Below are 24636 nucleotides of genomic sequence, written 5' to 3' on the forward strand. Positions count from 1 at the left end.
AAACGGGGCGAGGGGACGTGGCCCGCGAGAGGCTGGCGGGGAACGGAGAGGTCGCGGCATATCCCCTTCGCCCCGCCTGCGGGGAGAAGGTGCCGGCAGGCGGATGAGGGGCGGGCGGCCGAGAGCGCCAGAGGATGTCAAATGCCTGTTACCCCTCACCGCCTATGTTGCGGCAAAGCCGGCGCGCAGTATAGTCGGCCGGAAAATCCAAGGAGATGACACATGGACGCTGCCCCTACCCCGCCGGTCACCCTCGTCATCTTCGGCGCCACGGGAGATCTGACGCGCCGGCTGCTGGTGCCGGCGATCATCAATCTGACGCGCAGCCGCCTCGTCGGCGAGGATCTCCACATTCTCGGCATCGGCATAGAGCCAGGTGACGACGAGTTTCTGCGCGGGCGGCTCGACCAATTCCTCAGCCATCTGGGCGGCGAAGAGCCGACGGTGAAGGACGAGGCCTGGGAGAGCCTGCGCCGGCGCATTTCCTATACGTCCGGGGATTTCACCAAGGACGATATTTTCGTCGAGATCGGCAAGCGGCTGGGGCCGAATGCCAATGCCGCTTTTTATCTCGCGGTGCCGCCATCCTTTTTCGGCACGATCGTCGAGAAGCTCGCCGCCCACGGGCTGACCGATGAAAGCGACGGCGTCTTCCGCCGCGTCGCGATCGAGAAGCCGTTCGGCACCGATCTCGCCTCGGCACAGGCGCTCAATGCGCAGATTCTCGCCCAGGTCGAAGAAAGCCAAGTCTACCGGCTCGACCATTTCCTCGGCAAGGAGACGGTGCAGAACCTGATGACGGCGCGCTTTGCCAATATGATGATCGAGTCCTTGTGGAATAACCGCTATATCGACCATGTGCAGATCACCGCCGCCGAGATCGTCGATGTCGGCAGCCGCGGCAAATTCTATGATGCAACCGGCGCGCTGCGCGACATGGTGCCGAACCATCTCTTCCAACTGCTGGCGATGATCGCCATGGAGCCGCCAAACAGCTTCGATGCCGAAGCAATCCGCAACGAGAAGAGCAAGGTGCTGAAGGCGCTGCGCATCTATACGCCTGAGGAAGCCAAGACGCATGGCGTGCGCGGCGCCTATGGCGCAGGCCCGCTCAATGGCGCCGAGCTTCCGGCCTATCGCGACACAAAGGACATCTCGCCCGACAGCAGGACTGAGACCTTCGTGGCGCTGAAACTCTATGCCGATACCTGGCGCTGGGCCGGTGTGCCCTTCTATCTCAGGACTGGCAAGGCGCTGACGGCGCGCGACACCGAGATCGTCATCACCTTCCAGCCGGTGCCGTTTGCGCAGTTTCGCGAGACCGAGGTCAATAGTCGCCTGCCGCCAAACCGGCTGGTGATCCAGGTGCAGCCCGACGAGGGCATGAGCATGGAAATCTCGATCAAATCGCCGGGGCTTTCCGTCGATACCGTGCCGGTCTCGCTCGATTTCCGCTATGCCGACAAATTCGATATCGCCAAGACGACCGGCTATGAATCGCTGCTCTACGATCTCTTCATCGGCGACCAGACCCTGTTCCAGCGCGCCGACGGCATCGAGGCCGGATGGGCGGCGGTGCAACCCTTCCTCGACATCTGGGCTGAGGATCAGAGCGTACCCGACGCTTACGCGCCGGGCAGCATGGGACCGGCTTGCGCCTACGAACTGATCCAGCGCGACAGGCGGCAGTGGCATGAACTCGGCGTTGTGTTGCACGAAAATGGCAAATAAAGACGGTTCGGCTTTCCAATCCGGGACTATCCCGTCAGCGGCAGGCGTCGCTTAGCGTACCGTTGCGCTCGGCCGCGCGGTACTGACGCGTTCCGGGCCGTGGGCAAGTGGGCCGATCCCGCGGAATGACGACGTTGATATCACCGGTTTCGACTGAATCGAGCGGAATAGTGAGTCCGCCGCTGGATTCCGCTCCCGGCACCGTGCCGGGCGGCATGCCGCCGAAGCGGCCGCTATAGTCCATATCAGCAAGCGCCTGGGAAAAGGCCGGCGCGGCGAAGCCGAGGAGAATGATCGAGGCTGCTGCGAGAAACATACGCATGATGCTATTCCCTATGGTTTCAGCGATGCGGCAGAAACAGCATTATAACCTCATTGTTCCCAAGGAGCGAACGCAGGCGATCAAAGTTTGGCGATCGGACTACACGGCGTCGAAATGGTGTCATCTCGGCTCAATCGCGCCAGCGCGACAGCAGTTTGTCGAGGCCTGTCGGATAGAGATCGATGCCGGCGTTACGCAGCCTGTCGCGGCCGAACCAGCGCGCTGTCGCCGCCGTCTCGTCGAGTTCGCAGTAGCGGATTTCGTCGCGTTCATAGAGCGATGCATTGGCCAGTTCGATGTCGGCGGCGAAGATGAATTCGTGACCGGTCGCGCCATGATGCTCGTAGATGTTTTCAAGCAGATGCCAGGGGCCGACGATCCGGATATCGGTCTGGAGTTCCTCGCCAAATTCGCGGTGCAGGGCCTCTTCGCGGCTCTCACCGAATTCGATCGCGCCGCCGAGCGGGCGAACGCCCTTGATGCGGCTGCTGTCATCCTCCACTTCAGCCGCAAGGAGCTGATCTTTCCGCCAGGCGAGGCCGATCACCTTCACCCTGATCTGCTGCGATGGGCGCCAGATGGCCATCTGCTCTCCTTCCATAGGGACAGCGCTTGCTTTTCACCCCGGTGTGGCGAGAACAGTGAGCCCCGCAACAAAGCGAGGCTGCTGCAGATCTCTCGTCTCAGACGAATTGGCTGAGGCCCGGAACGGAAGCGACGACCTCGTCGACAACCTCTTCGCCGGCATATTGCTTGGCGATCGCGATGGTTTCCTTGGCAAGCGAGGTGATCTCGCCCATGCCGAGGCCTTCGCCCATCAGCTGCTGGCCGAGCCCCATGATGCCGCCGCCGCCGAGCGAGCTCATCAGCCCGCCGAGCAGACCGCCGCCGCCGGCACCTGCGCCGTTGAACTGGGCGACGAGATCGGCGCCGCCGGGGATCGCTTCGATCATCTTGGCAACCGGGCCATCGGCGGCCTCGCGCTGCAGGAAGCCGAGCATCATGCCGAGCGCCTTTTCGGCCAAATCAGGCGCAATACCTACGCGATCGGCGATCTGGGTCACAATTTCATTCATCGTCAGCCTCCTGTTTTTTGACGTTAACGTCAGCGTTAATCGAGATTTGACAGCAACTCAAGCCAGCCCCTCGCCGGGCGCCACTTTGTCCGGTTTTGCTTTCAATGCAAACAGTTGTCCGCATGCGCATGCCTGCTTATAACAGGGAAACGATGGTTCGATGAAGGCAGCAGAAGCAAGCCTTCTCATACAAATGGCGGCAGAGCCCCAAGGGAGCATTCCGGATGATCGAGGAAGGCAAGATTTTCATCGGCGCGAGCCGCAATCCCGATGACAGCATCAACAAGCCGGAATATCTCGACCTGAAATTCGGCAACCGCCACGGCCTCGTCACCGGCGCTACCGGCACTGGCAAGACGGTGACGCTGCAGGTGCTGGCCGAAGGCTTCTCCCGCGCCGGTGTTCCGGTCTTTGCGGCCGATATCAAGGGCGATCTTTCCGGCATCGCCGCCAAGGGCGAGCCCAAGGATTTCCTGACGAAGCGTGCCGAGCAGATCGGCTTCACCGACTATGAATTCGACCAGTTTCCGGTAATTTTCTGGGATCTGTTCGGCGAGAAGGGCCACCGGGTGCGCACCACCATCGCCGAGATGGGACCGCTGCTGCTCGCCCGGCTGATGGATGCCTCCGAACCGCAGGAAGGCGTCATCAACATCGCCTTCAAAATCGCCGACCAGGGCGGGCTGCCGCTGCTCGATCTCAAGGATTTCAGCTCGCTGCTCAACTATATGGGCGAGAACGCCAGCCAACTTTCCAGCCAGTACGGGCTGATCTCCAAGGCCTCGGTCGGCTCGATCCAGCGGGCGCTGCTCGTACTCGAACAGCAGGGTGCGGAGCATTTCTTCGGTGAACCGGCGCTGAAGATTTCCGACATCATGCGCACCAGCAACAACGGCTACGGCCAGATCTCGGTGCTGGCTGCCGACAAGCTGATGATGAACCCGCGGCTTTACGCCACTTTCCTGCTCTGGCTGCTCTCCGAGCTTTTCGAGGAATTGCCCGAGGTGGGCGACCCCGACAAGCCGAAGCTCGTCTTCTTCTTCGACGAGGCGCACCTGCTCTTCAACGACGCGCCGAAGGTGCTGACCGAACGTGTCGAGCAGGTCGTACGACTGATTCGTTCCAAGGGCGTCGGCGTCTATTTCGTGACACAGAATCCGCTCGACGTGCCGGAAACGGTCCTCGCCCAGCTCGGCAACCGGGCGCAGCATGCGCTGCGCGCCTATTCGCCGCGCGAGCAGAAGGCGGTGAGGACGGCGGCCGATACATTCCGTGCAGATCCGGCCTTCGATTGCGCCACCGTCATCACCAATCTCGGCACCGGCGAGGCGCTGGTCTCGACGCTGGAGGCCAAGGGCGCGCCTTCGATCGTCGAGCGCACGCTGGTCCGCCCACCCTCCGGCCGCGTCGGCCCGGTGACCGATGACGAGCGCCGGCAGATCATGGACAAGAGTCCGGTTCTCGGCGTCTACGACGAGGATGTCGACCGCGAATCCGCCTTCGAGCTGCTGGCCGCACGAGCGAAGAAGGCGGCCGATGCCGAGGCCGCCAAGCGAGCCCAGGAAGAAGCGCCTCCGCAGCAGGGCAACTCGACCTCCGGCTGGAACCTGCCGGGCTTCGGCGGCGGCAATGACGATGACAACCAGGGCCGCGGCCAATCGCGCGGCCGGGCGTCCGGCTATCAGCGCGAAACGGTGGTGGAAGCGGCAATGAAGAGCGTTGCGCGCACAGTGGCGACTCAAGTCGGCCGGGCTCTGGTGCGCGGGATCTTGGGGAGCTTAAAGCGGTAGGTCTGCTGACTGCCGTAAGCCCCTCATCCGCCTGCCGGCACCTTCTCCCCGCTCGCGGGGCGAAGGGGAATAGCAGCAACCTCTCCGTTCCTCGCCGACGTCTCGCAAGGCACGTCCCCTCGCCCCGTTTACGGGGAGAGGGTTAGGGTGAGGGGCAACTTCCTACGCCTTCTCTGATCGTTCCCCTTCTTGAACCTTCAGCCTTCATTCCCTAAATTACCTGCCATCGACCATTTCAACAGGATGTGTGCCGCAATGGATTTCAACCCGATCGCAACGCCAGTTCGCCTTGCCAACGGGGACATCCATATCCATGCCTGCATCCATCATTCTTTCTCAAATTTCATGGTCCGCGCCTGACGGGCGGCCGCTTTTTTCCAATCTTGACCTGAGTTTCGGGGCGGAGCGTACCGGTCTCGTCGGGCGCAACGGCGTCGGCAAGACGACGCTGCTCAAGCTCGTCTCCGGGGAACTCCAGTCGCATTCGGGGACGGTATCCGTCAGCGGCAGTCTCGGCGTGCTGCGGCAGAGCGTTCAGGTGACGTCTGACGAAACGGTTGCCGATCTCTTCGGCGTGACCGACGCGCTCGCTATTCTTCGCCGTGCCGAAGCCGGCGAGGCAACGGCCGACGAGGTGGCATCCGCGGACTGGGTGCTGGAGGCGCGCATCGCCGCAGCGCTCAATCGGACAGGGCTCGACGCGCTGCCGGAGACGCCGCTTGCCGTGCTCTCCGGCGGGCAGCGCACCCGTGCCGGGCTTGCGGCGCTTGTTTTCACCGAGCCGGACTTTCTGCTGCTCGACGAACCCACAAACAATCTCGACCGCGAGGGCCGCGACGCGGTGATCGCGCTGATGTCAGGCTGGCGGGCCGGCGCCATCATCGTCAGCCATGACCGGGAACTGCTCGAAAGTGTCGACGCGATTGTCGAACTGACGTCGCTCGGTGCCGCGCGCTACGGCGGCAACTGGAGCTATTATCGCGAGCGCAAGGCGCTTGAGCTCGCAGCGGCACGGCATGATCTCACTGAAGCTGACAAACGCATGGCCGAGGTGGCAAGGAAGGCGCAGGCGACGGTGGAGCGCCAGGCGCAGCGGGACAGCGCTGGACGGAAGATGGCCGCCAAGGGCGGCATACCGCGCATCATGCTCGGCGGCATGAAAGAGCGGAGCGAAACGACCGGCGGCGACAATGCCCGCCTCGCCGAACGCCGGCGCGCCCAGGCGCTGGAAGAGGCAAGGGTGGCGCGCGAGAAGATCGAGATCCTCCAGCCCTTGACGGTCACCCTGCCGCCAACCGGGCTGCCGGCCGGCAAGATCGTGCTGAAGATGGATGGCGTGACATCGGGTTATCAGACGGGCGATCCCGTCATCCGCGATCTCTCCTTCGATGTGACGGGACCGGAACGGATTGCCGTCACCGGCCGCAACGGCTCGGGCAAGACGACCTTGCTGGCGCTCGTCACCGGCGCGCTGAAACCCTGGGCCGGCACGGTCAGCGTCATGACCGACCTCTCGATGCTTGATCAGAAAGTGAGCCTTCTCGATCCGTCGGCCTCGATCCGCGACAATTTTCGCCGGATCAATCCGCTGGCCGATGAAAATACCTGCCGGGCGGCGCTTGCCCGCTTCATGTTCAGGGCCGATGCGGCGCTGCAGGCCGTATCGACGTTGAGCGGCGGGCAATTGCTGCGGGCGGGCCTTGCCTGCGTTTTGGGTTCGGCACCGCCGCCGCTGTTGATCCTCGACGAGCCGACCAACCATCTCGACATCGAATCGATATCAGCGGTCGAGGCAGGACTGCGCGCCTATGACGGCGCGCTGCTGGTGGTCAGCCACGACGAGACATTCCTCAGGAGTATCGGGATAACGCGGCGGCTGGAGCTGCTTGGCGGCGAGCCGGCCGGATAATCAGAAATTGGGTCGCAACTGCGCCAAGGACAGGCGGACGCATGCCAATTGTCGGCCAGCCATGTGCGGCCACTGGCATCGCCGATGCCGGCACCGCCGCGGTTATTTCGAAAGAACGACTTCGGCCCAGGCTGCGAACTCTTCGAGGCGCTCGAGGGCGCGTAACGCGTCGTCGCGCGTCTTCGCCCTCGAACCGTACTGCACTTCGTCCTTCTGTTCGAGAAGTGTCTTGAGATTCGCTTCCTGTCTGTTGGGCAGTTCGTTGCCCAGTGCGCCACGAAGGAGTTTGACGACCGCCTGATGATCTCCTTGGTTGATCTCGCCCTTAAACTTAGCGGTGACCGCGTCTGCATAGGCGATCGCACAGTTGATCACGGTGGAGATCGAGGGGTTTCCAATGTCGCCGGGATCGGCGACCGCATTGCTGTTGCGAGCATCCTTGAGAAAGCCACGAGCGACGGCGAGCCTTCCAGCAACATAGGTGCCGTCCTTTTTCTTCGTGGACCCGGTTCTAACCATCCGCGCGCTCCCTGACCCGTGCCGCAAGATCCTCTGGGCGTGCTCCCTGCAGGACGATGGCATCTTCGAGCATCGAGTTCCACCAAGGATCCCCATCGCGGTCGAGGCGACTAACGTCATCGAGGTCCAAGCCAACGACCGAAGGAGTGAATCCGAGCGACCTTGACGACTGCCGCAGATTCTCTCTCACCTTTTCGACAATTCCCGCAAGGACTTCCCGGCGGGCGACAAGGCCGATATCCAGATCGCTGCCGAGGTGATCCTCACCCCTTGCTACACTACCGTAGACAAAGAGACTCGAAAGATCCGGCGTCTGTTCTCCCGCGCTGAGACGTACGGCATCGAGCATCTTCTCGAACCTCACGGATTCGGCGCCGAACAGCGCCTTGATCTGCGGCGCCAGATAATAATCGTGATTGAACCGGTGCAGGCGACTGTGCCCCGAACCTTCGGTGACGATCGCACCACATTCTTCCAGGGAGATCAGACCCTGTCGCGTGCCGGTCTTCGAGAGCTTCGCTCGCCGTGTGATGTCCGAACTGGAGAGCGGTCCGCCGTGGGCAGCGAGGACACGCAGAACGCGAACGTTGGAATCGACCCCAAACACGGTGTCGAGCGGCGCCCGCATTGCACTCTGTGGTTCTGATCGTGCCACATCTTTCTCCAGACGGGTATCAAATCGGTTGATCCGATATCCGATCAAATCATTTAATATCAGATTGCTTGATCCGATATTAAACCATTATAAGACTAGGGGCAATCGTCTGGATCGTCCTCAGAACTATCGGCACCGGTCCGGCGCCGTGAATATCGGAGATTCCGAGCTCCCTTGCCTCCTTTTGCGGGCAATGTTATTGGAATCTCGCAACCCTTCGAGAAAGGAGGATCACGCAATGCAATATTATTTTCGGTTTAATCGCCAGCGTGGTCCCGTCAACGCCCTGCAAATGCGTTTGCAGGGCTGACCAGAGACCGTTTCTCGACATCTCTTCCTGGTCTGCCCTTCGTGGCCAATGCGACGCCGTAGCTGACAGCGCGCATTCCTCTCATTTTCCGGCTCGAACCGCGCAATCCCGTGATGGCTGAACGCCCCGGACCGCGCTTGATACCCGGTCAAGACCAGAGAACGATCATGACACTCATCAATATCCGCAATCTCGGCGTGACGCTGGGCAATCCCTTGTTTTCCAAGCTCAATCTCGTCGTCAATGCCGGCGACCGCATCGGCCTCGTCGCCGCCAACGGGCGGGGGAAATCAACGCTGCTTGCCTGCATCACCGGCGCGCTGGAGCCGAGCGAGGGCGAGATCACCAAAGCGCGCGGGCTGACCGTCGGCCATGTCGCGCAGAATGTGCCGCCTGCCCTTTTCGACACGCCGTTCTACGATGCGGTGCTGCAGGCGCTGCCGGCCGATCAGGCCGAAAGCGAGAGCTGGCGGGTCGACGTGGTGCTGGACTCGCTCGATGTGCCGGAGGCCATGCGCGGCCGGCCGCTGAAACAGTTGAGCGGCGGATGGCAGCGGCTTGCCATGCTTGCCCGAACCTGGGTGAGCGAACCCGACGTGCTTCTGCTCGACGAGCCGACCAATCATCTCGACCTCGAAAAGATCACGCAGCTGGAGGGCTGGCTAAATGCGCTGCCGCGCGACGTGCCGGTCATCCTGTCCAGCCACGACCGCGCCTTTCTCGATGCGACGACCAACCGGACGCTGTTCCTGCGGCCGGAGCAATCGCCGGTCTTCGCCCTGCCCTACACACGAGCGCGCGCTGCCCTCGACGCGGCCGACGCTTCCGAGGCCCGGCGCTACGAGCGGGACATGAAGGTGGCGGAGCAGTTGCGCAAGCAGGCGGCCAAACTCAACAATATCGGCATCAATTCCGGCAGCGATCTGCTCGTCGTCAAGACGAAGCAGCTCAAGCAGCGGGCGGAGAAGCTGGAGGACGCGGCAAAACCGGCGCATCTGGAGCGCTCGGCCGGCGCCATCCGGCTTGCCAATCGCGGCACGCATGCCAAGGTGCTGGTGACGCTGGAGGATGCGGCGGTGACAACGCCGGATGGAACGCTGCTGTTCAAAACCGGCCGGCAATTCATCTGCCAGGGCGACCGCATCGTGCTGCTCGGCCTCAACGGCGCCGGCAAGTCACGGCTGGTGTCGATGCTGAAGCTGGCGATCGAAAGACCGGATTCCGCACGCGACAGCATCAAGGCGACGCCTTCGCTGGTGCTCGGCTATGGCGACCAGGCGCTTGCCGATCTCACTGACACCGATACGCCGATCGGCACGATCATCCGCCGCTTCGATGTAGGCGACCAGCGGGCCCGCGCCTTGCTGGCCGGTGCCGGCATGACGATCGACATGCAAGCAAAACCGATCGGCCAACTCTCCGGCGGCCAGAAAGCGCGGCTCGGCATGCTGGTGCTGCGGCTGACGGAACCGAACTTCACCCTGCTCGACGAGCCGACCAACCATCTCGACATCGAGGGACAGGAGGCGCTGGAGAGTGAGTTGATGGCGCATGAAGCGAGCTGCCTGCTGGTCTCCCACGACCGCAGTTTTGTGCGGGCGGTGGGAAACCGGTTCTGGCTGATCGAGAGGAAGCGGCTGGTGGAGGTAGAGAGCCCGGAAGGATTTTTTGCTTCGGTTGCGGGGTGAACGGATGGTGGGGCGTGCCGTGGGGCATTGCCCCTCACCCTAACCCTCTCCCCGTAAACGGGGAGAGGGGACGTGCCCTGCGAGGGGTGGGCGGGGAACGCAGAGGTCGCGGCATATCCCCTTCGCCCCGTTTACGGGGAGAAGGTGGCGGCAGCCGGATGAGGGGCTCGCCTGCCGCAGCGCGGCGCCAAAACTACCGCTTCGGTGCCACCAGGCAGAAGAAGGCGCCTTGGGGGTCGGTGGCCTGGATGATCCAGCTGCCGCCGGGGACTTCCATCGGGCCGTGGACCACCTTGCCGCCGCCTGATGTGAGGCGTTCGGTTGCGGCGTCGAGGGTCGGCACTATGAAATAATAACACCAGAACGGCATCTGGATGTTTTCCGGCTTGGTCATCATGCCGCCGATCTGCTTGCCGTTATGGGCGAAGAGATAATAGACGCCCATCGGTCCCATATCCATCTCGCTGTCCTTCGTCCAGCCGAACAGCTTGGAATAGAAGGCCAGCGCCTCTTTGCCATTGCCGGCATAGAGTTCGCGCCAGCCGATATTGCCGGGAGCGTCGACGGCCAGTTCCGGCATGGGCTTCTCCATCGGCGCCGGTGTCATGATGCAGAGCATTGCGCCATGCGGATCGACGACGACGGCGAAGCGGCCGATGGTCGGGATGTCTTCCGGCGGACGGCGGACCGAACCGCCATTGGCGGCGAAATCCTTGGCCGTCTGGTCGACGTCGTCGACGTCCACATACCCCGTCCAGTTCGGCGGAATGCCCTTGCCTTCGAGTTCGGCCGGAAATTCCATCAGGCCGGCGACGCCGATGCCGTTCGCCTCGAAGATCGTGTAGGTGGGCATGCCCTCCATTTTCATCTCGGAGGTGGTCCAGCCGACGACCGAGCTGTAGAATTTCGCGGCAGCTGATGTGTCGGGGGTCATCAACTCGCACCAGATGAACTTTCCATGCGTCTCAGACATCATACTCTCCCTATTTCGACGCCCCTCTTCCGAGGCCTCCTATGAGGCCCCTTTTTCGAGGCTGAGCGCCGTGATTGTCAGATCCTGCGGGCGTATTGCGCTTCCATGAACTGCTTCCAGGAGCCATCCGGCTGCCTGGTGCTGGAGATAAAGCTGCGGTGATCGGCATCGACGAAGATGATCTGCTCGCGGTAATCGGCAAGGCCCTCGCCAGTGAAGTCGGGACCTCTCGTATAGAGGTCCAGCACGTTGCCCGACGCGTCGACCTCGCCCTCATAGACCCACATATAATCCATCATGCTGCCGATCCAGCTGCCGATGTACTTGCCTTTTGCGGCGTTGTAGCCAAGCGTCAGGATGCTGGTGGCCTCCTTACCGTCCGGCATGCGGCCGGTTCCTTCGGCGACGAACCAGATGCCGTGCAGCGAGCGGACGGTCTCGGCCCAGGGTTCGCCGCCCGTCATGTCGGGTGCGGTGACGGTCCAGTCGCCAAGCAGTCTCTCCAGGAAGGAATGTTCCTTCAGCACTTCAGCGGTCTTCATCATCTCTTCTCCCTTGAGTGATGGCGGCCTATGTCAGTGACAGCAGGATGGCGCCTTCGGGGCCTCCTCATATTCGTCGTGGCGGCGCACGAAATTCATCGTGCTGTCCTCGTTGCGGCCCTTCGGCGCGCGGTCGAGGATCATCAGGGTTCCGATCAGTTCTTCCGGGCCGCGGGCATAACTCGAATAGGTGTGGAAGACCTCGCCCTTGTCGTTGCGGTAGAAAGCGCTGAGGCCGGGCAGTTCGTCATTGGCATCAGCCGGCTGCATAGGGGTGAAATTGTAGAAGACCTTGTCTTTGGCAAGGTCCTCCGGGCTGAAAGAAACGTGATAATCGAAATTAAAATCGCTGCCGAAGGAGGAGACCCAGGGAAATTTCCAGCCCATGCGCTGTTTATAGGCGACGATCTTATCGAGCGGCGCGCGCGAAACGGCGACCCAGGTGACGTCGTGATGGTTCAGATGCGGCAGGGCGCCATCGACATGATCCGACAGGAAGGAGCAGCCGGTGCAGCCGGCATCCCAATCCGGACCGAGCATGAAATGGTAGATCAACAGCTGGCTGCGGCCGTCGAAGAGATCGGCGAGAGACTTCCTGCCCTCCGGCGTTTCGAAGACATAATCCTTGTCGACCTTCACCCAGGGCAGCGCCAGACGGGCAGCGTTGACGCTGTCGCGCAGCCGTGTCGCCTCCTTCTCCTTTGCCAGCAGGGCACGCCGGGCTTCGAGCCATTCTTCGCGGGAAACAACCTCATTCTGCATGAAGTACGCCCTCCTCCGGCGCTTGCCGGTGAAGCCGGCCAATCTCCTTCTCCTTGACTAAATACATTGATATCAATAGAAATGGAGCATGTCAAATTCGATCGAGATTCCCTTTTCCACGACGCTGATGGTGCGCGACACCTGCCTCTGCCTGCATGTGCAGCGGGCGGCGCGCGCGCTTGCTCGGCTGTTCGACGACGCGCTGAGGCCGGCCGGCCTGACCAACGGCCAGTTTTCGCTGATGATGTCGCTGAACCGGCCGGAGCCGCCGCCGATGGGGCCGGTCGCCGCCCTGCTCGCCATGGACCAGACGACGCTAACGGCGGCGCTGAAACCGTTACAGCGCAAGGGTTGGGTGAAGGTGATGGAGAACCCGAGGGACAGGCGCGGCCGGCTGCTGAGCCTCACCACTGAGGGCAAGGCGGTGCTGGCAATGGCGCTACCGATCTGGCAAAGCACGCATGCGATGATCGACGCGAAGCTGCCGGAAGGCGGCGCCGCCCGACTGCGGCAGGATCTGCAGGCACTGTCATGAATGACGATAAAAACGCCGAAGCCGGCCAGGCTGAACGCCGACTTCGTCACAGCGGACAAGTAACTGCCGAATAGAGCAAGCCGATGGCTGCCCCTCACCCTAGCCCTCTCCCCGTAAAAACGGGGAGAGGGGACGTGCCCCGCGAGAGGTTAGCGAGGAACGGAGAGGCCGCGGCATATCCCCTTCGCCCCGTTTACGGGGAGAAGGTGGCGGCAGCCGGATGAGGGGCTGGCCTCACCGATCTCCTGGGCCGGGCTATACTGCGTTCGTCACAGGAGCAGAAGCGCGACGGTCTCCGGCTGAAGACGGAAGCCGCTCCAGCATTTTGCTGGAAACGCCTGGATCAGGCTACGGTGACCGGGACCTCGGTCGAGGTGCGCATGGCGTGGCTGTAGGGGCAGACGATGTGGGCTGCGGCTGCGAGCTTTTCAGCGGTTTCGCGGTCGAGGCCCGGAATGTTGACCGTCAGCGCCACTTCGATGCCGAAGCCGCCGCCATCTTCACGCGGGCCGATGCCGACCTTGGCGGAGACCGTCGTATCTTCCGGAATCTTGACCTTCTGCTGACCCGCGACAAATTTCAATGCACCGAGGAAGCAGGCAGAATAACCGGCAGCGAAGAGCTGTTCGGGATTGGTGCCGGTCGCACCATCGCCGCCGAGCTCCTTGGGAACGGTCAGGGTCACGTCCAGAACGCCGTTTTCGGAAACAGCGCGGCCTGCGCGGCCGCCGGTGGCAGAGGCTTTGGTCGTATAGAGAATAGGCATGACGATCTCCTTTGGTTGGCCCTTCGATCGGGTTGGATTTTTAATATCGCTCAATTAAATTGTACGCAAGTGAATTTTGCAAATTGCATTTCGAATTCGAAAGGAGGACAATCCGGCCTTAGAACAGGATGATTTTAAGCTGCATCGGCCTAAAATCTGAATCCTGTTCTAAATTAAAGAGTTAGAGCATGCCGCCGGAAAACCGCGCACACTTTTCGGCATCATGCTCTAGAGCAATTCCAGCAAAACTGCGCAGCGGTTGGCGCCCGGAATGGCGTGAAAACAAAGGGATAGAGGATTTCCGTGATTCGAAGAAAAACGGAAATGCTCTGGGGATGATGGATATGAGAGCGCAAACGACGAAGACGATGGAGATACCGGAAGAGGACAAGCGGCTGGAAAAGCAGTTGTGCTTCGCGGTCTACGCGACGGCGCATGCCTTCACCCGCGCCTACAAGCCGATCCTCGACAGGGTCGGCCTGACCTATCCTCAATATCTGGTGATGCTGGTGCTGTGGGAACGCGGCGAGCTGCCGGTGAAGATGATCGGCGAGCAACTCGACCTCGATTCCGGCACGTTGTCACCGCTGCTGAAGCGGCTGGAACAGGGCGGGCTGATCAAGCGCATCCGCGACCTGCGCGACGAACGGCAGGTGATCGTGTCGCTGACCCCAAAAGGCCAGGCGATGAAGGGAGAGATCGATACGATCATGACGGCGATCGGGCAAGCCGCAGGCTGCACGCTTAAGGAAATGGCCGAGATGCGCGACATGCTGCATCGGCTGCGGGGGAATCTCGGGCGGACCGGCACGGGCGACGGCTGAACGCATCACCCGTTAGAGCCGGCGTGCGCGCCGAGAGATCAGGGCTGCGGCTTAGCCGGTGACCGGCGCTTCTTTGCAGGCGCCGCCTTAGGTTCGGCCTCGGCCTCCTGCTGCAAGCGCAGCGCCTTCAGCTTCTCCGTCTTCTTGTCACGGGCCGATGCCTCAGCGGCGATGATGGCGCGCGCCGTGTGATCGGTCGCTTCCGCCTTGTCGCGAGACGACAGCTTGGCAGGATTGAAGAATTCTCCCTTGGTGGCGGTCATGTGCCCCTTTCCCAGGTGATGGCGGCTCTGTCGCATAATTCCTCAAATCGGAATCGGTTCAAGGAATTATGCAAAAATTCAAAGCGTTACGGCGTCCTTTGCGCGCCTCGAAAAGACGCGCGGCGCTGTAAGCCATGGCTCGACGGCAGAAACCTTGATTCACGGCTGAACCGTGATTGCACGGTGGGGCCGTGATGCCACGGCCGGGATTAGCGGGTCGGGCGGAGAACCTTCTTCGGTGCCGGCAGCAGACCTTCGCGCTGCAGCTTCTTGCGGGCGAGCTTGCGCTGGCGGCGAATGGCCTCGGCCTTTTCGCGGGCGCGCTTCTCGGACGGCTTCTCAAAGGCGCTACGCGCCTTCATTTCCCGGAACAGGCCTTCCCGCTGCATCTTTTTCTTGAGCACGCGGAGCGCCTGATCGACATTATTATCTCTGACGAGTACCTGCAAAACGATATCCTTCCTGTCGCGGCGGCCGCCGCACTGTCCAAATTAAAAACCCGGGCCAAAATAAAAACCCGGGACTACTTCCCGATTTTGATGCTCGAAAACTTCAGCCAGGGCTCGGCGCCGTCGGACTTGGCCGCCGCCTCGGGAGAAGCCCTCGACGGAGTTTCACCGGTATCGATGTCGGCCTCAGTGATGCGGCGCTCGAAATTCTCTGCGTCGAACTGGACGCGATATTGCACATGCCCATGGTCGTTGGGCAGGATGCTGGAGATCCGGCACCGCTTATCGGCTTTCGCCGTGCGGGTGAGGCCGGATTTCAGCACGATCATGTCGCCGACTTTATAGTTTTGTCTGCCCATTTCAGCGTTCCTTCGACTCTTCGGCTGCTCAATCTGTCGCTCACAAGGCCTGCGCAAAGCAAAAAGGCCGGGCTCGAACCCGACCTCTTCCAGTCACTCAGCCCGCTGCCAGTTTGGTCAGCCCGCTGCCAGTACATCCGTGGTCAGCGTAGGCGAATGACAAATTATGCGGCCTGAAGATTGTCAGCCGAATTCTTGCCGGACTTCTTGTCGCGGACGAGATCGTAGCGGATCTTCTGACCTTCAACGAGTTCGCGCATTCCGGCGCGTTCAACCGCTGAGATATGGACAAAAACGTCCGTAGAACCATCATCGGGCTGAATGAAGCCAAAACCCTTGGTGCCATTGAACCACTTGACGACGCCTGAATTCATAACGATCTCCTTTTCAACCGTTTGTGTTCGCCTGCGGAACAATCCCCGACAAGCCGTATCGATGTTGAGAGGATATCTGACGGAGCGCTCAAGCGCGTGGACAAAGGTCGCAAGCAATTCGATACGCACCATGTAGGATATTTACCGAATTAAGCAATGGTATTTCGGAAAATAATTCTCTTGCGGGCGCAAAATGAAGCTCTTGCCTGGGAGGCAAAGCACTGCTTGCCTGGGGCAAAGCAGCTGCTTGCCTGGGGCAAAGCACTGCTTGCCTGGGGAAAAGGGATTGGTCCGAGGCGGCCGGATCGCGACCGCCTCGGTGAAAATTACTGCCAGACGACGATCGGCGCCTTTGTCGGAACGCGGTCGTAGAGATCGATGATATCCTGGTTGAGCAGCCGCACGCAGCCCGACGAGACGGCCTTGCCGATCGAGCGCCAGTCCGGATTGCCGTGCAGGCGGTAGAGCGTGTCCTCTCCATTCGAGAAGATATAGAGGGCGCGGGCGCCGAGCGGGTTCTTCAGGCCCGGCTCCATGCCACCGTTGTCGATCGAATATTTGACGAGTTCCGGCTGGCGAGCGACCATCTCGTTCGGCGGCTTCCAGCGCGGCCATCTCTGACGCCACTGGATGACGCCCGACCCCTGCCAGGCGAAACCCTCGCGGCCGATGCCGACGCCGTAACGCATTGCCATGCCGTCGCCCTGGACGAGATAGAGGAAGCGTGACGGCGTATCGACGACGATGGTGCCGGGGGCCTGGCCGGTAGGATCGGCGACGCGCTGGCGATAATAGCGCGGATCGATCTGTTCGTAGGGAACAGCGGGAATGAGAAACCCGCCGTCCTCGACGGGGCCATACATGACGGCAAGCTCGGCGCCGCTCGGTACGCTCGACGTTTCCGGCGACTGGAACAGGCGCATGGGCGAACGGTAAATGATCGTTTGATCGCCTGATGTCACGGTGTTGGCCGAGGAGGCGCAGCCGGTGAGCGCGGAGGCTGCGGTCAACGCCGAAAAGGAAAGAAAGCTACGGCGGGAAAGATGTCTATCGAAGCTCATGACGCGGGACTGATTTCCTTTTGATACGGGAAGCCGGACGAGACATCGACTAAACCGATGATTCGTCCAATGCCGGTAACGACAATAGGAAATCTATCGGCTTGCGCTAAATAAACCATAGCTTCACGCAGACGTGTCCGACCCGCAGCGGACGATATGGGCTGCGCTGTTGCAGCGCTACATCACAACGATCTCGGCCCTGGCAGGAATGCGGTTATAAAGATCGACGACATCCTGGTTTAGCATGCGTACGCAGCCCGACGAGGTGGCCTTTCCGATCGACTGCCAGTCGGGGGTGCCATGGACGCGGTAGAGCGTATCCTGCCCGTCCTTGTAGATATACATGGCGCGCGCGCCGAGCGGGTTCATCAGCCCCGGATTCATGCCGCCATTCTCCGCCCCGAAGGGACGAACCTCAGGCTGGCGCGATACCATTTCGACCGACGGTGTCCAGCGCGGCCATTTCTGCTTCCACTGGATGACGCCACGACCGGACCAGGCGTAACCGTCGCGGCCGAGGCCGACGCCGTAGCGCATCGCCTTGCCGTTGCCCTCGACGAAATAGAGGAAATGCGCCTTGGTATCGACGATCACGGTGCCGGGACGCTCGGCCGTCTGATAATCGACCTCCTGGCGCAGGAACTGCGGCTGCACGCGGCTGACCGGGATTGCCGGCAGGGTGAAATCCTCGTCACGAAGCTCACCATACATCGCCATATGCACGGGATTGCTAACCGGCAGGCCATAGGTCTGATGGAACTGCGTCTTGTAGAGCTCGCGCGTCTGCGGCACCGGCTGATCGGGGATCGGCCGCACCCGGCGCGGATCGACGCCGGGCGGCTGATAGAAGACCGGCGAGGTTTCCTGGACGAAGCGGGCGGGCGAATCGGCGGCGACATCGGGAATGAGGATGTTGCAGCCGCTCAGCGACGCAACTGCAATCACGAGCCCGGCAATCGGGAAGACCCGGCGCAGAAAATTCATGGAACCACCCTTATCAACGATCGGCAGACAGTGATATCTGCCGGAACGATGGCATCCGCGGCTGGCGCGAGGCTGGCGTCGAGGTGGGAAGGCGGGGGCCAAGACGACCAGAGCCGTCGGGCTTCGCCGCGAAGCGCAGCGATCGCCCGCACGGCAAGGTCGCCGTCCATCTGCAGGACGCTTGCGGCATGTCTCAACTCGGTGTCGTCCTCAAGTCTGGCGAGGACCCAACCGATCTTGCGCTCAATGTCTTGCCCATAAGCTTCCGTCGCCTTGAGAACAGCGACAGCGGGAATTTCCACGTAACGGGTGAGAAGCATGCCGAGATCGATAGCATCACGATAGGCGACGGCCCTGTCCTGGCAGCGGTCGGCATTGGCGAGCAGCTTTTCGGCGAACATATCAGGCAGCGACAACATGGGAACACTCAGCCGAGGATCGACAGTGCCTTCAAGAGCAATCCGCGCCTCGCGCACGATTTCGAAGCGAATCGGCTGCGCGTCGAGGGTAAGGACCGTGCGGATGCCGTATTGGTCTGTCCTGAAGTCTCGGAGCGCGGCAACCGGCCTTCCGAAAAAGGCTCCTACTCCGCTTTCGACCGCCGCCATACGCAAGGCGCGATATCCCTCGCCATCCGCACAGAGAAAATGGACATCGAGCGACAGTCGGTATTCGTCGAGATGAATGACAATGGCGGTTCCGCCGGCAAACCAACACTTGTTGGCCAGAAGAAAATCAGTCGCCATCAGCCGAAGGGCCGCGGCGATGATGCGATGTTCCGGACGTCTGAATTCCATGGTGGCCACCCAATTTCCGCCCAAGCCTAAACGCGAAGGATAAAGAAACGGAAAATTAGGAAACGAGCAGGACGCCGTTACCATAGGTGGCGGCCAGATCGCGGATCAGTTGCACCTCCCGCTCGGTCAGCCTGCCGGTATCGACGAAACGCCAGTTGCGTTCATAAAGCGCGAAGGCCTCGCGGGCAGGCATGGCGCGCGCAAGATCACGATTCCAGGCGAGCGATTTCAGCTCGGGGAAGTCGTTCGGCACAATCATGCTCTCTGGCATGCTCTTAGCGTTCGTCGTCATGACAGCAATATAGGGCCAATGGCCCTCTATTTGAAGCGGCTGGAAATTCAGGCCGCCACCCCATGGAAAAAGCGGATGCTCTGTTCGATCTCGGTCGGCAGCGCCGAGGTGTGGTTGCCGGCGACGGTTTCAGTCTCGATCTGAACGCCGGCGCCGCGGGCGCGGCGGGCAAGCAGATCGGCGCGATCGTTGAAATGCGGCTCCTCCGTACCGTGGACGACGCGGACCGGACATTTGAAGCTGTGGGCGTAGCACAGCGCCGAACGCACCTCGAATTCATGCGTATTGCTGTCGTCGAAGCGGATATCCTGCGGATAGCGGTTGAAGAAGCGGAAGGCGTCGGGGTTGCCCGAAATCGGCGCGGCGGCGCGGAATTTGTGGGTGGTCATCGCCGTCAGCATGGTCAGCGTGCCGCCGATGCTATGGCCGGCGATGAACAGGCGTTCGGGATCGACACCCGGCAGATGCTCCAGGCGCTCGGTGGCAGCGAGCACGTCGTCGACCTCGTCGTAAAAGCCGGAGAAATTGCCCATCTGGCCGTTTTCGCCGCGCAGCGACGGCATCATCACGACATAACCGGCATCCATATAGGGCTTCATCAGCTGCCAGTGGCCGATGCCCATGGCATTGCCGCCGTGCAGGAAGAGCACGGCAGGCTTGGCGGCGCGCTCGCGCTTGTATTTCGAGACCCAGGCCGCCAGTTCCAGCTCGCCGTAACCGGAACGGTAGAAGATCTTGTCGGCATCGGCAGGCGCATTCAGCGATTCGTATTTGTCGGGCGCCGGGCCCTTCTGCAACAGCTTGGTGCGGAAATGGTGGCGGACCTTGGCGTAGTCGTGCTTGGCAAGGCGCGGCTCATCCGGGACATCGAAAGCTGCCGCCATGCGCGGCAGGACAAGTGCACCGGCAACACCCGCCAGAACGGCACGGCGTTGATGGAAAAAGGAATTTTGTTCACGCGAGCTCATAACGCAGCATCCATCATTTCCCCGGCCATTCTAAATGAGCATGATGCCTTCCGAAAACCGCTTACGCTTTTCGGCATCATGCTCTGGAAAATCTGCACCGGAAGATCGCTGCCGCCAATACACATCGTGTTGAAAATATTGCCCTGCGTCATTTTGCGCAGCATCACGCCGGCTTGGCCTCGATCATGGCGATCAGCGTGCGCAGCCGGTCTGCCTCGTAGGAGGGTTTGTCGGGGCGAAGGCGGGCGATGCGGGGGAAGCGCATGGCGACCCCCGACTTGTGCCGAGTCGAGCGGTTGATGCCCTCGAAGGCCACTTCGACGACGAATCCGAAATCCTTGTCGGCGCGCACGGCCCGCACCGGGCCGAAGCGCTCGGTGGTATTATCACGCACGAACTTGTCGAGCACCTCGAGTTCGGCATCGGTGAAGCCGAAATAGGCCTTTCCCACCGGCACCAGCTGTTCGCCGTCCTGGTCATCAGCCCAGACGCCGAAGGTGAAATCGGAATAGTAACTCGAGCGCTTGCCGTGGCCGCGCTGGGCATACATCAGCACCGCATCGACATTATAGGGGTTACGCTTCCACTTGAACCAGGGACCCTTCATGCGGCCGGCCTGATAGACGCTGTCGCGGCGTTTGATCATCACGCCTTCGATGACCGGATCGGGCGGGGCGGCACGCAGAGCGTCGAGTTCTTCCCACGACGAGAACGGCACGAGCGGCGAGAGATCGAAACGGTCATGGGGGGCGCGGTCGATGATCTCGGTCAGCCGGTCGCGGCGATCGATATAGGTGCGGCCGCGAACATCTTCCTCATCGTCGAAGAGCAGATCATAGGCGCGGATGAAGGCTGGGTAATCGCCAAGCATCTTCGACGTCACCGTCTTGCGGTTCAGGCGCTGCTGCAGGTCGGAGAAGGTGCGGGTCGGGCTGTTGGAGCGGGCAGTGCCGCCGACCAGCAATTCGCCGTCGACGACACCGGAAAAATTGATCGCGTCGAGAACATCGGGAAAGGCGCCTGAAATGTCGTCGCCCGAGCGGGAATAGATCTTGCGCGTGTCTCCGGAGCGTGAGAGCTGGACGCGGATGCCGTCCCATTTCCATTCAGCGGCGTAGTGGGCCGGATCAAGGCCGGTAAGGTCGCCCTCCTCCACCGCATTGGCGAGCATGACGGAATGGAAGATCGCCGGTGTGGCCAGCACCGGTTTTTCGCCGCCACCTGCCAGCCATTCGAACAATGTCTGATAAGGCGGCTGCAGGCCGTGCCAGAGGGTTTCGATCTCGGTGACGTCCTTATCGCCGAGATCGGCCAGCGCCTGCTTGGCGAGGCGGGCGGAAACGCCGATGCGCATGGCGCCGGTCGCCAGCTTGATGAAGGCGAAACGACCGGACGAATCCAGCCGGTCGAGCAGGTCGCGAACGAAGCTGCGCACTTCTGTGCGGCCGAGTGCATTCATGCCGGTAACGACCTCGCCGAGACGCGGCTGGGCGAAAGCCGAACGGTCGATATCCCGCTCATTGTCCCAGACGAGCGAGATGGTTTCGGCGAGATCACCGACATAATCATAGGAATAGCGGAACAGCACCTCGTCCATACGCTCGAGTACCAGCTCGCGCAGCATGGCGGGCTTGACGTTGCGCACCTCCAGCGTGCCGGCGATGGCGGCAAGGCCATAGCCGCGGTCGGGATCCGGCGTGTCGCGGAAATAGTCGGTCAGCAGCTTCAGCTTGCCGTTGCGGCTGGGGGTGAGCACCAGGCGGTCGAGGAGGTCGGCGAAGGCTTTCATGGGCGCCTCCCGACTCTTGAGGAAGACCCCTCCCCAACGGCGTATGGAAAAGGCCCCTCCTCAACCCCTCCCCACAAGGGGGAGGGACTAAGCTGTGGCACCGCCTCGCAAACCAACAAGCCGACCGCATGCTCCGCGCTGGAAGATGAATGCAGCGAGGGCCCGGTGTTAAGCCCCTCCCCCTTGTGGGGAGGGGTTGGGGAGGGGTTTTCAGCAAGAAACTCCATCCTCAATCGCCCTCGTCCTCATAACCCACCAGATGCAGCGGTTTCGCCTTGATGCCCTGCAATTGGCACCAGCGCACCAGGGCCTCCTCGCGGCCATGCGTCACCCAGACCTCGGCCGGGTGCAATTCCCGGATGGTTTCCGTCAGTTCCGGCCAGTCGCAATGATCGGATATGACGAGCGGCAGTTCGACGCCGAGTTGTTTGGCGCGCTGGCGCACCATCATCCAGCCGGAGGCGAAGGCCGGCAGCGGCTCGTTGAAGCGCCGGGCCCAGCGATCGGCGAAGGCCGATGACGGGCCGATGACGACCGCGCCCTTGAAGGCGGACTTGTCGCGGCTTTCGATCGTCGCCGGCAGCAGTTCGCCGAGATCGATGCCCTGCTCGATGTAATAGTCGCAGAGTTTTTCCATGGCGCCATGGATATAGATCGGTTCGGCATAACCGGCATCGCGCAGCAGCCGGATGACGCGCTGGGCCTTGCCGAGCGCATAGGCGCCGACGAGATGGGTGCGCTCGGGAAATTGCCTGAGCGATGCCAGCAGCTTGGCCGTCTCCTCCATCGGATCGGGATGATGGAAGACCGGCAGGCCGAAAGTCGCCTCGGTGATGAAGACATCGCAGGCAACCGGCACATAGGCCGCGCAGGTCGGGTCGGGGCGGCGTTTGTAATCGCCGGAGACGACGATGCGGGTGCCGTTCTTCTCGATGGCGATCTGGGCGGAGCCGAGCACATGGCCGGCCGGATGAAAGCTCACCTTGACGCCGTTGGCCAGCAGTTCTTCGCCGAAGGCGGCGACCTGCTCGCTGGCGCAGAAACCGTCGCCGTAACGCAGGCGCATGATGTCGAGCGTCTGGCGGGTGGCAAGCACGTTCACATGGCCCGGGCGGGCATGGTCCGAATGGCCATGGGTGACGAGCGCCTGCTCGACTGGCCGCACCGGATCGACATAAAAGCCGCCTTCCGGGCAATAGAGCCCCTCCGGGGCGGGATAGAGCAGCGCATCAGGTCTCATGGAAGGAGAGATAGCGGGAAATGGGCGCGAGGCCAGAGGGCGGGAAGAAGGGACTGGCGAATGCACCGGAAGCGACCACTGCGCAAGCTCGTCTCCGTCGTGACGTTGGTCGAAAACACTCGGACAGTACCGAGCATGGCCGCCTTTCCTGAAGACGGCCATGCTGACCCTCCGTGGCTGCGACAGAAGGCCGTTGCTCAGGCGATCGGCGTCATCAGCAGGCTCGTTCCGTCGTGGCCAACCAGCATGTCCACCGAGCTACCTGCATGGACGTCGACCGGCTGCGGGAAAGTGTGAAGAACCTGGAGCCATCCTCCATCATGATAGCCGTCGGGGTGGTTATCGAAAACCACACCCTCGATCAGATCGACCTTCATCCACTGGACGACCCCGACGGCGGTGCCGTTTGCCTGCACAGGCACCGTTATCTTACGCAGCGCTGCAGAATGTTTGCGGGCGGTGAGATCCACTGCAGCGATCTCGAAATCGTCCGAAAGCCTGGTCCACTCGGTCATCGTGCCGTGAACGGGCAGGCGCAAAGGGGCAAGCGCATTGAACTGCGACATGTCGAAGCCGGAGACGTCGCCGACATGGGCATAGTTGGAGAGCGTTTCGCTGGCAACCAGGCAGCCGATGGCGGAGGCGGCGCGTGGAATGACGATCGCGTCCTCGCGGACCAGCCGGGCGTGGGCGTCCTCGAAGGTTTTCAGCACGCCTTCGGCAAGGAGATCGCTCGAAAGAATCTCGGAAATCAGGATGTCGGCGCGGGCTTTCATCTCTCTGCCGACGGAAAGTTCGGTCGAGGGCTTTTCGAAGATGTCGATCTGTTCGCGATAACCATTGGCGGCGATGATCCTCTCCGCCGTCTGCGCTATGGCCGGCACACTCTCACAGGTCGCGATATTGGTGGCGCCGGCGCGCGCCGCCATCATCGACAACAGGCCGCTTCCCGCGCCGATATCGAGGATCTGCGCATCGACCCCGCGCAGCTCTATGGCAAGGCGGATTGCCGCTTCAAAGGCATCGTTGCGTCGAGTGTCGTTCATCATGGCGATGTGCCAGAAGGGCACGATCAACGAGGAGATCCGTCTTATCTGATGCCGGGCATTGATATTGTCCCGCTGCAACCGCAGAACATGACGGAATTCCGCCAGCGCCTCCGGCTGCCGGCCGGAATCGGCCAGTGCGACGGCGAGGTTGTTGCGCACGAGAGGATTTTCCGGTGACAGGCCACGTGCCATCTCATAGCAGCCGACCGCTTCCGCCGACCGGCCGAGCTGACGCAGCAGCGCACCTTTTTCCATCAGGGCGACGAGATGGCCGGGATTGAGGCCGAGCAGCTTGTTCCAGTAGTAAAGAGCGGTTTCTGCATCACCTCTCTTTGCGACGACATTCGCCAGCAGCGGTAGGATGTCTATCGTGCGATAGTCCTTGTGGAGGACTCGGACATAGGCTTTCTCGGCGCTTTCGAGATCGCCCGAGGCCTGAAAACTCATAGCGTCGCTCAGCGATTTTCGCGCGATGGAAACTCGCTCGTCAATATCGATACTGATCATTCCTGCTCCGTGGGCCTTCTCAAGACAAGTGGAGGAGCCGCGGATCGAGCACACGCCATCGGCCGCGCAACCTACCCATGCACAGGAAATCACCTGAGCGGG

28 protein-coding genes are annotated in these 24636 nt (G+C 61.7%); 6 read left to right on the forward strand and 22 right to left on the reverse strand.

Annotation, left to right across the window (positions count from 1 at the left end):
• Window positions 1–222: 222 nt before the first annotated feature.
• Window positions 223–1731, forward strand: coding sequence for a glucose-6-phosphate dehydrogenase (zwf, locus tag ACS4RR_RS19305; protein ID WP_456189147.1), 1509 nt, complete (start codon window positions 223–225; stop codon window positions 1729–1731).
• Between the two features lie 34 nt (window positions 1732–1765).
• On the opposite strand, the gene ACS4RR_RS19310 is transcribed toward zwf, so the two are convergent.
• The 3 genes from ACS4RR_RS19310 to ACS4RR_RS19320 form a co-directional block, all read right to left on the reverse strand.
• Window positions 1766–2053: a hypothetical protein gene (locus ACS4RR_RS19310; RefSeq protein ID WP_456189148.1), complete on the reverse strand. Its 288-nt coding sequence runs from the start codon at window positions 2051–2053 to the stop codon at window positions 1766–1768.
• A 130-nt stretch (window positions 2054–2183) separates the two neighbouring features.
• Window positions 2184–2639, reverse strand: coding sequence for an NUDIX hydrolase (locus ACS4RR_RS19315; RefSeq protein ID WP_456189149.1), 456 nt, complete (start codon window positions 2637–2639; stop codon window positions 2184–2186).
• Between the two features lie 97 nt (window positions 2640–2736).
• Entirely contained in the window at window positions 2737–3129 is a 393-nt protein-coding gene (locus ACS4RR_RS19320) for a hypothetical protein (protein ID WP_003546502.1), read from the reverse strand.
• A 224-nt stretch (window positions 3130–3353) separates the two neighbouring features.
• Here ACS4RR_RS19320 and ACS4RR_RS19325 point away from each other — a divergent pair, with 224 nt between their 5' ends.
• Window positions 3354–4919 (forward strand): helicase HerA-like C-terminal domain-containing protein, encoded by a 1566-nt coding sequence (locus tag ACS4RR_RS19325; RefSeq protein WP_456189150.1) that lies wholly within the window; start codon window positions 3354–3356, stop codon window positions 4917–4919.
• 313 nt (window positions 4920–5232) lie between these two features.
• Window positions 5233–6828, forward strand: a complete 1596-nt coding sequence (locus ACS4RR_RS19330) for an ABC-F family ATP-binding cassette domain-containing protein (RefSeq protein WP_456189151.1) — start codon at window positions 5233–5235, stop codon at window positions 6826–6828.
• Between the two features lie 102 nt (window positions 6829–6930).
• Here the strand turns inward: ACS4RR_RS19330 and ACS4RR_RS19335 are convergent, their stop codons facing one another.
• Together ACS4RR_RS19335 and ACS4RR_RS19340 are read right to left on the reverse strand one after the other, a co-directional pair.
• The gene (locus ACS4RR_RS19335) at window positions 6931–7347 is read right to left on the reverse strand and encodes a hypothetical protein (RefSeq protein WP_456189152.1); all 417 of its coding nucleotides are present in this window, start codon (window positions 7345–7347) and stop codon (window positions 6931–6933) included.
• On the reverse strand, window positions 7340–8002 hold the full coding sequence (locus ACS4RR_RS19340; RefSeq protein ID WP_312858842.1) for a helix-turn-helix domain-containing protein: 663 nt from the start codon (window positions 8000–8002) through the stop codon (window positions 7340–7342). Before ACS4RR_RS19340 ends, ACS4RR_RS19335 begins: the two co-directional genes overlap by 8 nt.
• A gap of 477 nt (window positions 8003–8479) precedes the next feature.
• On the opposite strand from ACS4RR_RS19340, the gene ACS4RR_RS19345 reads away from it, so the two are divergent.
• Window positions 8480–10000 carry an ABC-F family ATP-binding cassette domain-containing protein gene (locus tag ACS4RR_RS19345; RefSeq protein WP_456189153.1) on the forward strand — a complete coding sequence of 507 codons (1521 nt, stop codon included), beginning with the start codon at window positions 8480–8482 and terminating at the stop codon, window positions 9998–10000.
• 193 nt (window positions 10001–10193) lie between these two features.
• Here the strand turns inward: ACS4RR_RS19345 and ACS4RR_RS19350 are convergent, their stop codons facing one another.
• The 3 genes from ACS4RR_RS19350 to ACS4RR_RS19360 all read right to left on the reverse strand — a co-directional run bounded on the left by ACS4RR_RS19350 (window position 10194) and on the right by ACS4RR_RS19360 (window position 12277).
• A complete protein-coding gene (locus ACS4RR_RS19350) occupies window positions 10194–10973 on the reverse strand; it encodes a VOC family protein (RefSeq protein ID WP_407766868.1) in 780 nt (259 codons plus the stop codon).
• Window positions 10974–11050: 77 nt separating this feature from the next.
• Complete coding sequence (locus ACS4RR_RS19355; RefSeq protein WP_170280350.1) at window positions 11051–11518, reverse strand: DUF1579 domain-containing protein; 468 nt, start codon at window positions 11516–11518, stop codon at window positions 11051–11053.
• 30 nt (window positions 11519–11548) lie between these two features.
• Window positions 11549–12277: a DUF899 domain-containing protein gene (locus tag ACS4RR_RS19360; protein WP_170279163.1), complete on the reverse strand. Its 729-nt coding sequence runs from the start codon at window positions 12275–12277 to the stop codon at window positions 11549–11551.
• An 88-nt stretch (window positions 12278–12365) separates the two neighbouring features.
• On the opposite strand from ACS4RR_RS19360, the gene ACS4RR_RS19365 reads away from it, so the two are divergent.
• Entirely contained in the window at window positions 12366–12812 is a 447-nt protein-coding gene (locus ACS4RR_RS19365; protein WP_170258763.1) for a MarR family winged helix-turn-helix transcriptional regulator, read from the forward strand.
• Between the two features lie 343 nt (window positions 12813–13155).
• Here the strand turns inward: ACS4RR_RS19365 and ACS4RR_RS19370 are convergent, their stop codons facing one another.
• On the reverse strand, window positions 13156–13578 hold the full coding sequence (locus tag ACS4RR_RS19370; RefSeq protein ID WP_003546481.1) for an organic hydroperoxide resistance protein: 423 nt from the start codon (window positions 13576–13578) through the stop codon (window positions 13156–13158).
• 335 nt (window positions 13579–13913) lie between these two features.
• On the opposite strand from ACS4RR_RS19370, the gene ACS4RR_RS19375 reads away from it, so the two are divergent.
• Window positions 13914–14402, forward strand: a complete 489-nt coding sequence (locus tag ACS4RR_RS19375) for a MarR family winged helix-turn-helix transcriptional regulator (RefSeq protein WP_456189154.1) — start codon at window positions 13914–13916, stop codon at window positions 14400–14402.
• Between the two features lie 38 nt (window positions 14403–14440).
• Here the strand turns inward: ACS4RR_RS19375 and ACS4RR_RS19380 are convergent, their stop codons facing one another.
• From ACS4RR_RS19380 to ACS4RR_RS19440, 13 genes are all read right to left on the reverse strand, one after another.
• Window positions 14441–14665 (reverse strand): hypothetical protein, encoded by a 225-nt coding sequence (locus ACS4RR_RS19380; protein WP_170258767.1) that lies wholly within the window; start codon window positions 14663–14665, stop codon window positions 14441–14443.
• A 209-nt stretch (window positions 14666–14874) separates the two neighbouring features.
• Complete coding sequence (gene rpsU, locus ACS4RR_RS19385) at window positions 14875–15114, reverse strand: 30S ribosomal protein S21 (RefSeq protein ID WP_003546477.1); 240 nt, start codon at window positions 15112–15114, stop codon at window positions 14875–14877.
• 74 nt (window positions 15115–15188) lie between these two features.
• On the reverse strand, window positions 15189–15473 hold the full coding sequence (locus tag ACS4RR_RS19390) for a hypothetical protein (RefSeq protein ID WP_017963461.1): 285 nt from the start codon (window positions 15471–15473) through the stop codon (window positions 15189–15191).
• Between the two features lie 164 nt (window positions 15474–15637).
• Entirely contained in the window at window positions 15638–15847 is a 210-nt protein-coding gene (locus ACS4RR_RS19395; protein WP_003546468.1) for a cold-shock protein, read from the reverse strand.
• A 326-nt stretch (window positions 15848–16173) separates the two neighbouring features.
• Complete coding sequence (locus ACS4RR_RS19400; RefSeq protein WP_456189155.1) at window positions 16174–16908, reverse strand: L,D-transpeptidase family protein; 735 nt, start codon at window positions 16906–16908, stop codon at window positions 16174–16176.
• A gap of 177 nt (window positions 16909–17085) precedes the next feature.
• Window positions 17086–17892, reverse strand: a complete 807-nt coding sequence (locus tag ACS4RR_RS19405; RefSeq protein ID WP_260110446.1) for a L,D-transpeptidase — start codon at window positions 17890–17892, stop codon at window positions 17086–17088.
• A complete protein-coding gene (locus ACS4RR_RS19410) occupies window positions 17889–18689 on the reverse strand; it encodes a nucleotidyl transferase AbiEii/AbiGii toxin family protein (protein ID WP_456189156.1) in 801 nt (266 codons plus the stop codon). The genes ACS4RR_RS19405 and ACS4RR_RS19410 overlap by 4 nt, the downstream gene beginning before the upstream one ends.
• A gap of 55 nt (window positions 18690–18744) precedes the next feature.
• Window positions 18745–18948 (reverse strand): hypothetical protein, encoded by a 204-nt coding sequence (locus ACS4RR_RS19415; protein ID WP_246726254.1) that lies wholly within the window; start codon window positions 18946–18948, stop codon window positions 18745–18747.
• 80 nt (window positions 18949–19028) lie between these two features.
• On the reverse strand, window positions 19029–19949 hold the full coding sequence (locus ACS4RR_RS19420; RefSeq protein ID WP_260110443.1) for an alpha/beta hydrolase family protein: 921 nt from the start codon (window positions 19947–19949) through the stop codon (window positions 19029–19031).
• Window positions 19946–20116: a hypothetical protein gene (locus tag ACS4RR_RS19425; protein WP_260111137.1), complete on the reverse strand. Its 171-nt coding sequence runs from the start codon at window positions 20114–20116 to the stop codon at window positions 19946–19948. The genes ACS4RR_RS19420 and ACS4RR_RS19425 overlap by 4 nt, the downstream gene beginning before the upstream one ends.
• Window positions 20113–21738 (reverse strand): cisplatin damage response ATP-dependent DNA ligase, encoded by a 1626-nt coding sequence (locus tag ACS4RR_RS19430; RefSeq protein WP_260110442.1) that lies wholly within the window; start codon window positions 21736–21738, stop codon window positions 20113–20115. Before ACS4RR_RS19430 ends, ACS4RR_RS19425 begins: the two co-directional genes overlap by 4 nt.
• Window positions 21739–21967: 229 nt before the next feature.
• Window positions 21968–22978, reverse strand: coding sequence for a ligase-associated DNA damage response exonuclease (locus ACS4RR_RS19435; RefSeq protein ID WP_222386155.1), 1011 nt, complete (start codon window positions 22976–22978; stop codon window positions 21968–21970).
• 197 nt (window positions 22979–23175) lie between these two features.
• Complete coding sequence (locus ACS4RR_RS19440) at window positions 23176–24534, reverse strand: class I SAM-dependent methyltransferase (protein ID WP_456189157.1); 1359 nt, start codon at window positions 24532–24534, stop codon at window positions 23176–23178.
• Window positions 24535–24636 lie beyond the last annotated feature (102 nt).

The sequence above is a fragment of the Rhizobium zaerense genome (assembly GCF_051810725.1).
In the GTDB taxonomy this organism is placed as follows: Bacteria; Pseudomonadota; Alphaproteobacteria; order Rhizobiales; family Rhizobiaceae; genus Rhizobium; species Rhizobium leguminosarum_I.